This is a genomic window from uncultured Amnibacterium sp. (assembly GCF_964244015.1).
GTDB lineage: Bacteria > Actinomycetota > Actinomycetes > Actinomycetales > Microbacteriaceae > Amnibacterium.
This window is the reverse complement of the sequence record NZ_CAXTHO010000125.1, coordinates 1-8,798: the sequence shown is the minus strand read 5'-3', so window position 1 is coordinate 8,798 and position 8,798 is coordinate 1. Positions and strand designations below refer to the sequence as shown.

Sequence of the window (8,798 nt, the reverse complement as noted above, 5' to 3'; positions counted from 1 at the left end):
ACGACGCCGCCGCCCGCGTCTGCGGCGCTGCGGCGCTCTCGAGCGCCCTGCGCAGAACCGCCGCGCTCGAGGCGAACGAGTGGGCCGAGATCCGCGCGGCGCGGCTCGACGCGCGTGGCGCGGAGGCGCTGCGCCGGGCGCCGCTCGGATCGGCGACGCGGAGCACCACCGGCCTCTACAAACTGTAGAGTCTTCGTGTGGTGATGGGGACGCAGCTGACCGCGTCCGTCGCCGCCATCGTCTTCGGCACGCTCGGCATCTGGTTCGCCGGCCGGGTCGTGACCGGCAGGGACGTGCCCGACCGGGTCTCGAACCTGCTGCACCTGCTGATGAGCGGCACCATGGTCACGGTGCCGTGGTCCTGGGCGGCCCCCGCGCTGCTGCAGGTGGTCGTGTTCTCGGCCGGAGCGTTCTGGTACGCGGGAGCGGCGCTGTTCCGGCCCTCCTCCGACGCGCTGCTCGGCGCATGGCACGGCGCCCACGGCCGGGTCGCCGGCCTCTGGTACCACGCCGCGATGATGCTGGCGATGGTCTGGATGGCCGTCGCGATGATCCCGGCGACGGCCGCCCTCGACCCGGGCGGCATGGCCGGGATGACCCACGCGGGCGTCGCCTCCGGGTCGACCATGACCGGGGACGCGCCGTGGGCCCTCGCCGTGTCGATCGCGCTCGGTACCGCCTTCGCCGGCGCGGTCGTGTGGCTGGCGGGCCTCCTGATCCGGGAGGCGGTGGGGCCTGCGCGCCGGCTGGAGGTCGCCGACCTCGCCGCGTCGACGCTGATGGCAGCCGGCATGTCCTACGTCTTCCTCGTCCTCATCACGTGAAGGAGCCCTCGATGTCACGCCTCCGCACCCCTCGTCGCCGGACCGCCCTGCGCCTGGCCGCCGGACTGGTCGGTGCCGCCGCCGCCGTGCTGATCGGCGCGACCGCGGCCTCCGCGCACGTGCACGTCGACGGGGAGGACGCGACCCGTGGCGGCTACGGCGTGCTGACGTTCCGCGTGCCCACCGAGTCCGACACCGCGTCGACGACCGAGGTGACCGTGACGATGCCGAGCACCACCCCGATCGCGTCCGCGAGCGTGCAGCCCGTCGCCGGCTGGACCGCGACCGTCAGCACCGCGACGCTCGCGAAGCCGGTCACGACCGACGACGGCCAGGTCAGCACGTACGTCTCCAAGATCGACTGGAAGGCGGATGCCGCTGCGGCGATCAAGCCGGGGCAGTTCCAGGAGTTCGCGATCTCGGTCGGGCCGCTGCCGGACGTCGCGGAGGTCGCGTTCCCGACCCTGCAGACCTACAGCGACGGCAGCACCGTGAACTGGAACGAGACCGCCTCCGGCGCCGCCGAGCCCGAGCACCCGGTGCCCGTGCTCGCGCTCGCCGCCGCGGAGCCCGCCAACCAGGACGCGACCGCTGCGACCGCGACGACGACCACGGCGACGGCCGACTCGTCGACGGCGGCGCTCGCCGTCGGGATCGCCGCGGTCGTGGCCGCACTCGCCGCCCTGATCGTCGCGATCATCGCGCTGCTGCGCGGGTCGAGGCGCCGCGCTCCGGACGCGTGAGCCCGGCGCCCAGGAGGCTCGCCGCCGCGCTGCTGCTCGCCCTCGCCGCGCTGCTCCTGCTGCCGGCGACGCCCGCCTCCGCGCACGCTGTGCTGGTCTCGAGCGATCCCGCGGACGGCGCCCGGGTCGCGGCGGCGCCCGCCGTCGTGCGCCTGACGTTCGACGAGGCGGTCGCGCTGCCGCCCGACGCGACGACGGTGCTGTCCTCCACCGGCGTCCGGATCCAGCGCGGCGCGGCGACGCTCGACGGCCGGACCGTCGTCATCCCGCTGCAGGCCGAGGTGCCGGCGGGCGTCTACAGCGTCTCGTGGCGGGTGGTGTCGGCGGACAGCCACCTCGTGACCGGATCGATCCGGTTCGGGGTGCGGCGCGACGCCGACGCGGTGGAGGGGCCGGTCTCCACGGGCTCGCCGCTCGACTCCGGCATCGGAGCGGCGACCGGTGCGGTCTACCTCGGGCTGGCGCTCGGGATCGGGGTGCCGGCCTCCGCTGCGCTGCTCTGGCCGTCGGTGCGGCGGCGTCGCCGCGTGCTCGGCATCACGGCCGCTGGGCTGGTGCTCGTGCTGCTCGCATCGCTCGCCGACCTGCTGCTGCGAGGCCCGCGCGCGGCAGGAGGGAGTTGGCCCGCGGTGCTGCGCCTGGAGGACCTCGGCTACACGGTCACCAGCGCGATCGGCATCGTGCTGCTCGCCCGCGTCGGGCTGGTCCTGGTCCTCGCGGTGCTGCTGCGCCGGGCGGGCGTGCGGCGCGATCTCGGCGCCGGCGTCGTCGGGGTCGCGGTGCTCGCCTCCGTGGCGCTGCTCGGTCACGCGACCGACGGCGCCGCCTGGCTGCTCGTGCCCGCCGCGGTGCTGCACCTCGCCGCCATGGCGCTGTGGCTCGGCGGGCTCGTCGTGCTCGTCACGGCGGTGCTGCCGCGCTTCCATCGAGCGCCCGCTGCGGGGCTCCGCGCGCTGCGCCGCTGGTCCGTGGTCGCCTTCGCGTGCATCGGCGTGCTCGTCGTCACCGGCGAGGTCCAGGCGTTCCCGACCGTCGTGCCGCTCGCCGCCCTCTGGTCGACCGACTACGGCGTGCTGCTGCTCGTGAAGCTGGGACTCGTCGCCGCGCTGATCGTGGTCGCCACGGTCGCGCAGCGTGCCGTGGCGGGTTCCGATCGGCCGGTACGGACGCGCGTGCGCCGCGCGGTCGTGGCGGAGGCGGTCGGTGTCGTCGCGATCCTCGGTGTGACGGCGGCGCTCGGCGGCACGGCGACCGCCGCGGAGACCTACGGGCCGGCCGTCACGCGGACCGTGGCCGTCGGCGCGGACCGGCTCGTCGTCGACGTCGATCGCACCCGGCGGGGCGCCGCGGTGCTGCACGTGCAGGCCGTCGCCCCGTCGGGCGCCGCCGTGCGGCTGCAGACGCTCGAGGGGTCCCTCTCGACGACGGACGTCGCAGCGCTCGATGTCACCTTCCGCCGAGACGGCGACGGTTGGCGCAGCACCGACGCGACCCTGCCGGTGTCGGGGGAGTGGACCCTCGCCCTCGCCGCTGAGGTGAGCGCCACCTCGGCCACCGCCGCGGAGGTGTCCTGGCCCGTCTGGTGATTTCATTTTTACGGAGTTTTGGCGGGGCTTCGCCCTGGCCAAAACTCCGTAAAGATGAAATCAGTCGGCCTGGTGGGGGGTGAAGGTGCGGAGGCGGAGGCTGTTCGTCACCACGAGCACCGAGGACAGCGCCATCGCCGCTGCGGCGATCAGCGGGTTCAGCAGGCCGGAGGCGGCCAGCGGGATCGCGGCGATGTTGTAGCCGAACGCCCAGATCAGGTTCCCGCGGATCGTGCCGAGCATCCTGCGGGCCAGCGCGACCGCGTCGGGCACGGCCCGCAGGTCGTCGCGGACGAGGATCACGTCGGCGGACTTCATTGCCACGTCGGTGCCGGTCACGATCGCCATGCCGAGGTCCGCGGACGCGAGCGCCGCAGCGTCGTTGATGCCGTCGCCGACCATCGCGACCCTGCGGCCCTCGCGCTGCAGGCGCGCGACGACCTCCGCCTTGTCGGCGGGCAGCACCTCCGCGATCGTCTCGTCGAAGCCGAGGGAGGCGCCGACCGCGGCGGCCGCGCGGGCTGTGTCACCGGTGAGCAGCACGGTGCGCAGGCCCATGGCCTTCAGCTGCGCGATCGCCTCGCGGGCGGTCGGCTTCACGTCGTCGGCGAGGCCGAGCACGCCGGCGGCGACGCCGTCGACAGCGACGAGCACGAGGGTGCGGCCGGCAAACTCCAGCTCCTCCACCACCGCGTCGAGCTCGGGCGGCACCGCGATGCCCTGCTCGAGGAGCAGGCGCCGGTTCCCGGCGAGCACGCGGCGCCCGCCCACCAGCCCGGTGGCTCCGAGGCCGCTGAGCGCCGCGAAGTCCTCCACCGCCTCCGGCCTGCCGAGCGCCGCCGCGGCGGCGCCCGAGACCGCGCGGCCGATCGCGTGCTCGGAGGCCTGCTCGAGCGCTCCGGCGAGGCCGAGCAGCTCGTCGCGCGTGCGTCCGTCGATCGGGCGCACGTCCGCGACGGTGAAGGCGCCGGTGGTGACCGTGCCGGTCTTGTCGAGCACGACGGTGTCGATGCGGCCGCTCGCCTCGAGGGCGTCCTGGCCCTTCACGAGGATGCCGAGCTGCCCGCCGCGGCCGACGCCGACCATCAGCGCCGTCGGGGTCGCGAGGCCCAGCGCGCAGGGGCAGGCGATGATCAGCACGGCGATGCCGATGCCGATCGCGGCGCCGACCGGTGCGCCCGACAGCAGCCAGGCGGCGGTCACGAGCACCGCCAGCACGATCACCACGGGGATGAACACCCGGCTGATCCGGTCCACCAGCTTCGTCACGCCCGCCTTGCGGCGCTGCGCCTCGTCCGCGATCGCCGCGAGCTGGGCGAGGCGGGTGTGCTGCCCGACCCGCTCCGCGACGATCGTGAGCGCGCCGGCGCCGTTGACCGTGCCGGCCGCGACGGAGGATCCGGGCTCGATCTCGACCGGCGCGGTCTCGCCCGTCATGGTGGACGTGTCGACGGACGACCGGCCGGCGTCCACGATCCCGTCGATGGGGATCGCGCTGCCGGGGCGGACGATGACGACGTCGCCCGGGCGCACCGATCCGGCGGGCACCTCCACGTCGCCGTCGGGCGTGCGGAGGAGGACCGTGCGGGCCGCGAGCCCGGAGATCGCGTGCAGCACGTCGCCCGCGCGGCGGCGGGAGCGGGTCTCGAAGTAGCGGCCGCCGAGCTGGAACGTGACCATGCCGGCCGCGACATCGAGGTAGATCGCGTCGGCGCCCGGCGGTGTCGGGCCGAACCCGATCCAGTAGCCGGCGGCGGAGGGGCCGCCGACCAGTACGACGAGCGCCCAGACGAACGACACCGCGGCGCCGAGCGAGACGAGCGTGTCCATGCTGAGCGAGCCGGACCGGAGGTTCCGCCACGTCGCGCGGTGGAACGGCCACGCCGCCCAGGTCACGATCGGCACGGCCAGCAGCACGCAGAGCAGCTGCCACCCGGGGAACCGCCAGGCGGGGACGAGCGCGAGCAGGATCGTGAGGTCGCACAGCGGCACGCTCAGCAGTGCGGAGACCGTCAGCCGGCGGCGGAGGGAGTCGATCCTGTCGCTCGTCGCGCGGCGGGACCACTCGTCGTCGCCGGGAGTGTGCAGCCCGGCCTTGTAGCCGGCCCGCTCGACCGCGGCGATGCCGACGGCGGTGTCCCCGCCCAGCCCGATCACGGTCGCGCGCTCGGTGGCGAAGTTCACGCTCGCGGTGACGCCCTCGAGCCGGCCGAGCTTCCGCTCGATGCGGGTCGCGCAGGCGGAGCAGGTCATGCCCGCGATGTCGAACTCGACGACGTCGTCCAGCGCCTGGACGGACTGCTGGTCGGTGATCGTGGACATCCGCACCTCCCGCGTCGTGACCGTTGTACGAATTGTAGAATCGTCCGGCCGCACCGACGGCCGACGAGGGAAGACCCATGACCACGGAGCACGTCTCGGCACGCGCGAGCACCTCCGTGCGCCGGGCCTCGCCGGGCGCGCTGCTCGTCGCCGCGGCGCTCCTGCCGCTCGCCGTCGTCGCGGTCGCGGTCGTCCTGCTCGGCGGGCAGCCGTACACCGTGCTCGGCCGGAACGTGCCCGGCACCGACACCTCGCTGGCGAGCGGGCTGCTGCACGGCGTGGCCGCCGTGGCAGCGGTCTGGTGCGTCGGCACCCTGATCTACGCGGTCTTCGCCCGGCAGCGCTCGGGCGAGGGCCGGCTGACGATCGACTACTTCACCGACGCGCGTCCGGTGGTCTGGTCGGCGGCCGTCTGGGCGGTCGCGGCGGCCGCGCTCGTCTTCGTCGACGGCGCCGACGCGGGCGGTCAGCCGCTGTCGCGCCTGCTGGTGCCCGGCGCCGTCGGGTACATGTTCGCGTACTCGGCGCTGCCGACCGCGTGGTTGGTCGTCGCGGTCCTGGCCGCGGCGATCGCGATCACCGCCTTCCTGTCGCACACCTGGCAGGCGCACGCCGTGCTCGCGGCCGTCGCCCTGGTCGCGGTCCTGCCGCCCGTCGTCGTGACGCAGGTGCTCGTCGGCCCGGACCACGACTTCGGCAGCGACGCCGGCATCGTCGGCACTCCCGCGGCCGCGGTGCTCGTCGGCCTGCTCGCGGTCGCGAGGATGCGCCTCGCGAGCGGCCCGCTGCCCGGTCCCGTCTCCCTCCTGCGCGTCTGGCGGCTGCTCGCGATCGCCTGGGCGGCCACGACCGTCTCCGAGATCGTGCTGGCCCTGTTCGAGCTGGGGGGCTCGCCGCTGCTCGGGTCGCCGACCGCGTGGCTGTTCGTCGCCCGCTTCGTGCTGCTCGCCGTGCTCGGCCCGGTCGTGCTGAGGGGGCTCGTCGCGGCACAGCGGGAACAGGATCTCGCGAGCCTGCGCCGCACCTCCTCCGCCCTCGTCCGGATCGCCCTGCTCCCGGCCGCGCTGCTCGTCGCGGTCGCTCTGGTGATGAGCCGCATCCCGCCACCCCAGTACTTCCTGCCGACCTCGGTCGCGCAGAACTTCTTCGGCTACGACATCGCCGCGCGGCCGACCTTCGCGGTCATCGCCCTCGACTGGCGGCCGAACCTGCTGTTCCTGCTCGTCTCGGTCGCGGCGGTCGGGCTCTACCTCGCCGGCGTGCTGGCGCTGCGGAGGAGGGGGGACGCCTGGCCGGCCGGTCGGACCGTCGCCTGGGTGCTCGGCTGGACCGTCGTCGTGCTGACGACCTCGAGCGGCCTCGGCCGGTACTCGAGCGCCGTGTTCAGCCTCCACATGGTCCTGCACATGGCGCTGAACATGCTCGGGCCGCTGCTGCTGGTGCTCGGTGGACCGATCACCCTCGCGCTGCGCGCGCTGCCCACCCACGGGCGCACCCGTGCTGCGGGCGTGCGGGAGTGGATCGCGGCGATGCTCGCCTGGCGGGTCACGCACGTGCTGTTCAACCCGCTGCTCGTGTTCGTGCGCTTCGTCGGCGCCTACTACCTGCTCTACTTCTCGCCGATCTTCGAGCAGGCGCTGCGGCTGCACTGGGCGCACCAGCTGATGAACATCGAGTTCCTCGTGATCGGCTTCATGTTCTACGGCCTCGTCATCGGGGTCGACGCGCCGCCGCGGCCTCTCCCGCACATCGGCAAGCTCGGCATGGTGCTGGCCGCGATGCCGTTCCACGCCTTCTTCGGCGTCGCGGTGCTGACGAGCACGACGGTGATCGCAGGCAGGTTCTACAGCGCCCTCGAAGCGCCCTGGGCGGGCGACCTGATCGCCGACCAGCAGACCGGCGGCGGCATCGCATGGGCGGCGGGCGAGATCCCGCTCGTGATCGTGATCGTCGCCCTCGTCACCCAGTGGGCGCGGCAGGACGGCCGGGTGGCGACCCGCGTCGACCGCCACCTCGACCAGGGCACGGACGACAGCTACGAGGCCTACAACGCGATGCTCGCGAAGCTGGGCGCCCGCGGCCAAGCGCCCGTCCCCTCCGCCGCGCCCGCAGAGCGAGTCCGACAGCAGGACTGAGCACCGTCAGCAGGACGCAGCAGGCTGGGGTGTCCTGCCGATGGTGCTGGGTCCTGCTGACGCACTCCGGAAACGGGCGGCGGTTAGAGTGCGCGCTGAGGCGAGGGGGCTGTGTGCCGGCTGCGGAGGTGACCGCGCACATCCCTGCGCCGCCTCCTGAGCGTCGGCTCGTCCGCCTCCTCGGCCCCGCGTTCGTCGCCGCGATCGCGTACGTCGACCCGGGCAACGTCGCGGCGAACCTCTCCGCGGGCGCCGGCTACCGGTACCTGCTGGTCTGGGTGCTGGTCGCCGCGAACGCGATGGCCGTGATCGTGCAGTACCTCTCCGCGAAGCTCGGCGTGGTCACGGGCCGCACGCTGCCCGAGCTGCTCGGCGAGCGGCTGCCCCGCTTCGGCCGGCTCGCGTTCTGGGCGCAGGCGGAGGTCGTCGCGGCAGCCACCGACCTCGCGGAGATCATCGGCGGCGCGGTCGCCCTTCAGATCCTGTTCGGCCTCCCGCTGCTGCCGGCCGGGGTGCTGATCGGGGTCGTGTCGATCGGGATCCTCGCGCTGCAGTCCGCCCGCGGGCAGCGCACGTTCGAGGCGGTCGTGATCTCGCTCCTGGCGGTCATCACCGTCGGCTTCGTCGCCGGCGTCGTCGTCAGCCCGGTCGACTGGGGCGCCGCCGCGAGCGGCCTGGTACCGCGCTTCCGGGACTCCGGATCGGTGCTGCTCGCCGCGAGCATGCTCGGCGCGACCGTGATGCCGCACGCGATCTACCTCCACTCGGCGCTCGCGCGGGACCGGCACGGCACCACCTCCGATCCCGTCCGGATCCGCCACCTGCTGCGGGTGACGCGGCTCGACGTGGTGCTCGCCCTGGTGATCGCGGGGTCGGTGAACATCGCGATGCTGCTGCTCGCAGCGGCCTCGCTGTCCGGCGTCGCGGGCACGGACACGATCGAGGGGGCCCACGCCGCGATCGGGATCGCGCTGGGCCCGGTGGTCGCGACGGTGTTCGGCGTCGGGCTGCTCGCCTCCGGGCTCGCCTCGACGTCGGTCGGCGCCTACGCGGGCGCCACGATCATGGCGGGGCTGCTGCACCTGTCGGTGCCGCTGCTGGTCCGCAGGGTCGTCACGCTGATCCCCGCGCTTATCGTGCTCGGCGTCGGGTTCGACCCCACGCTCGCGCTCGTGCTGAGCCAGGTCG

At 74.2% G+C, this 8,798-nt stretch carries 7 protein-coding genes; 6 read left to right on the top strand and 1 reads right to left on the bottom strand.

Annotated elements, in window-relative coordinates; genetic code table 11:
• The 4 genes from ACFE67_RS12600 to ACFE67_RS12585 form a co-directional block, all read left to right on the top strand.
• Window positions 1-188: hypothetical protein (locus ACFE67_RS12600; RefSeq protein ID WP_375407225.1), on the top strand; the 188-nt coding region annotated here is incomplete at its 5' end.
• 15 nt (window positions 189-203) lie between these two features.
• The gene (locus ACFE67_RS12595; protein ID WP_375407226.1) at window positions 204-824 is read left to right on the top strand and encodes a DUF5134 domain-containing protein; all 621 of its coding nucleotides are present in this window, start codon (window positions 204-206) and stop codon (window positions 822-824) included.
• An 11-nt stretch (window positions 825-835) separates the two neighbouring features.
• On the top strand, window positions 836-1,567 hold the full coding sequence (locus tag ACFE67_RS12590) for a YcnI family protein (protein ID WP_375407224.1): 732 nt from the start codon (window positions 836-838) through the stop codon (window positions 1,565-1,567).
• The gene (locus ACFE67_RS12585) at window positions 1,564-3,153 is read left to right on the top strand and encodes a copper resistance protein CopC (RefSeq protein WP_375407223.1); all 1,590 of its coding nucleotides are present in this window, start codon (window positions 1,564-1,566) and stop codon (window positions 3,151-3,153) included. The genes ACFE67_RS12590 and ACFE67_RS12585 overlap by 4 nt, the downstream gene beginning before the upstream one ends.
• A gap of 60 nt (window positions 3,154-3,213) precedes the next feature.
• Here the strand turns inward: ACFE67_RS12585 and ACFE67_RS12580 are convergent, their stop codons facing one another.
• On the bottom strand, window positions 3,214-5,475 hold the full coding sequence (locus ACFE67_RS12580; protein WP_375407222.1) for a heavy metal translocating P-type ATPase: 2,262 nt from the start codon (window positions 5,473-5,475) through the stop codon (window positions 3,214-3,216).
• Between the two features lie 77 nt (window positions 5,476-5,552).
• Here ACFE67_RS12580 and ACFE67_RS12575 point away from each other — a divergent pair, with 77 nt between their 5' ends.
• On the top strand, window positions 5,553-7,610 hold the full coding sequence (locus tag ACFE67_RS12575) for a cytochrome c oxidase assembly protein (protein WP_375407221.1): 2,058 nt from the start codon (window positions 5,553-5,555) through the stop codon (window positions 7,608-7,610).
• 113 nt (window positions 7,611-7,723) lie between these two features.
• On the top strand, window positions 7,724-8,798 hold a 1,075-nt coding region (locus ACFE67_RS12570; RefSeq protein WP_375407220.1), incomplete at its 3' end, for an Nramp family divalent metal transporter.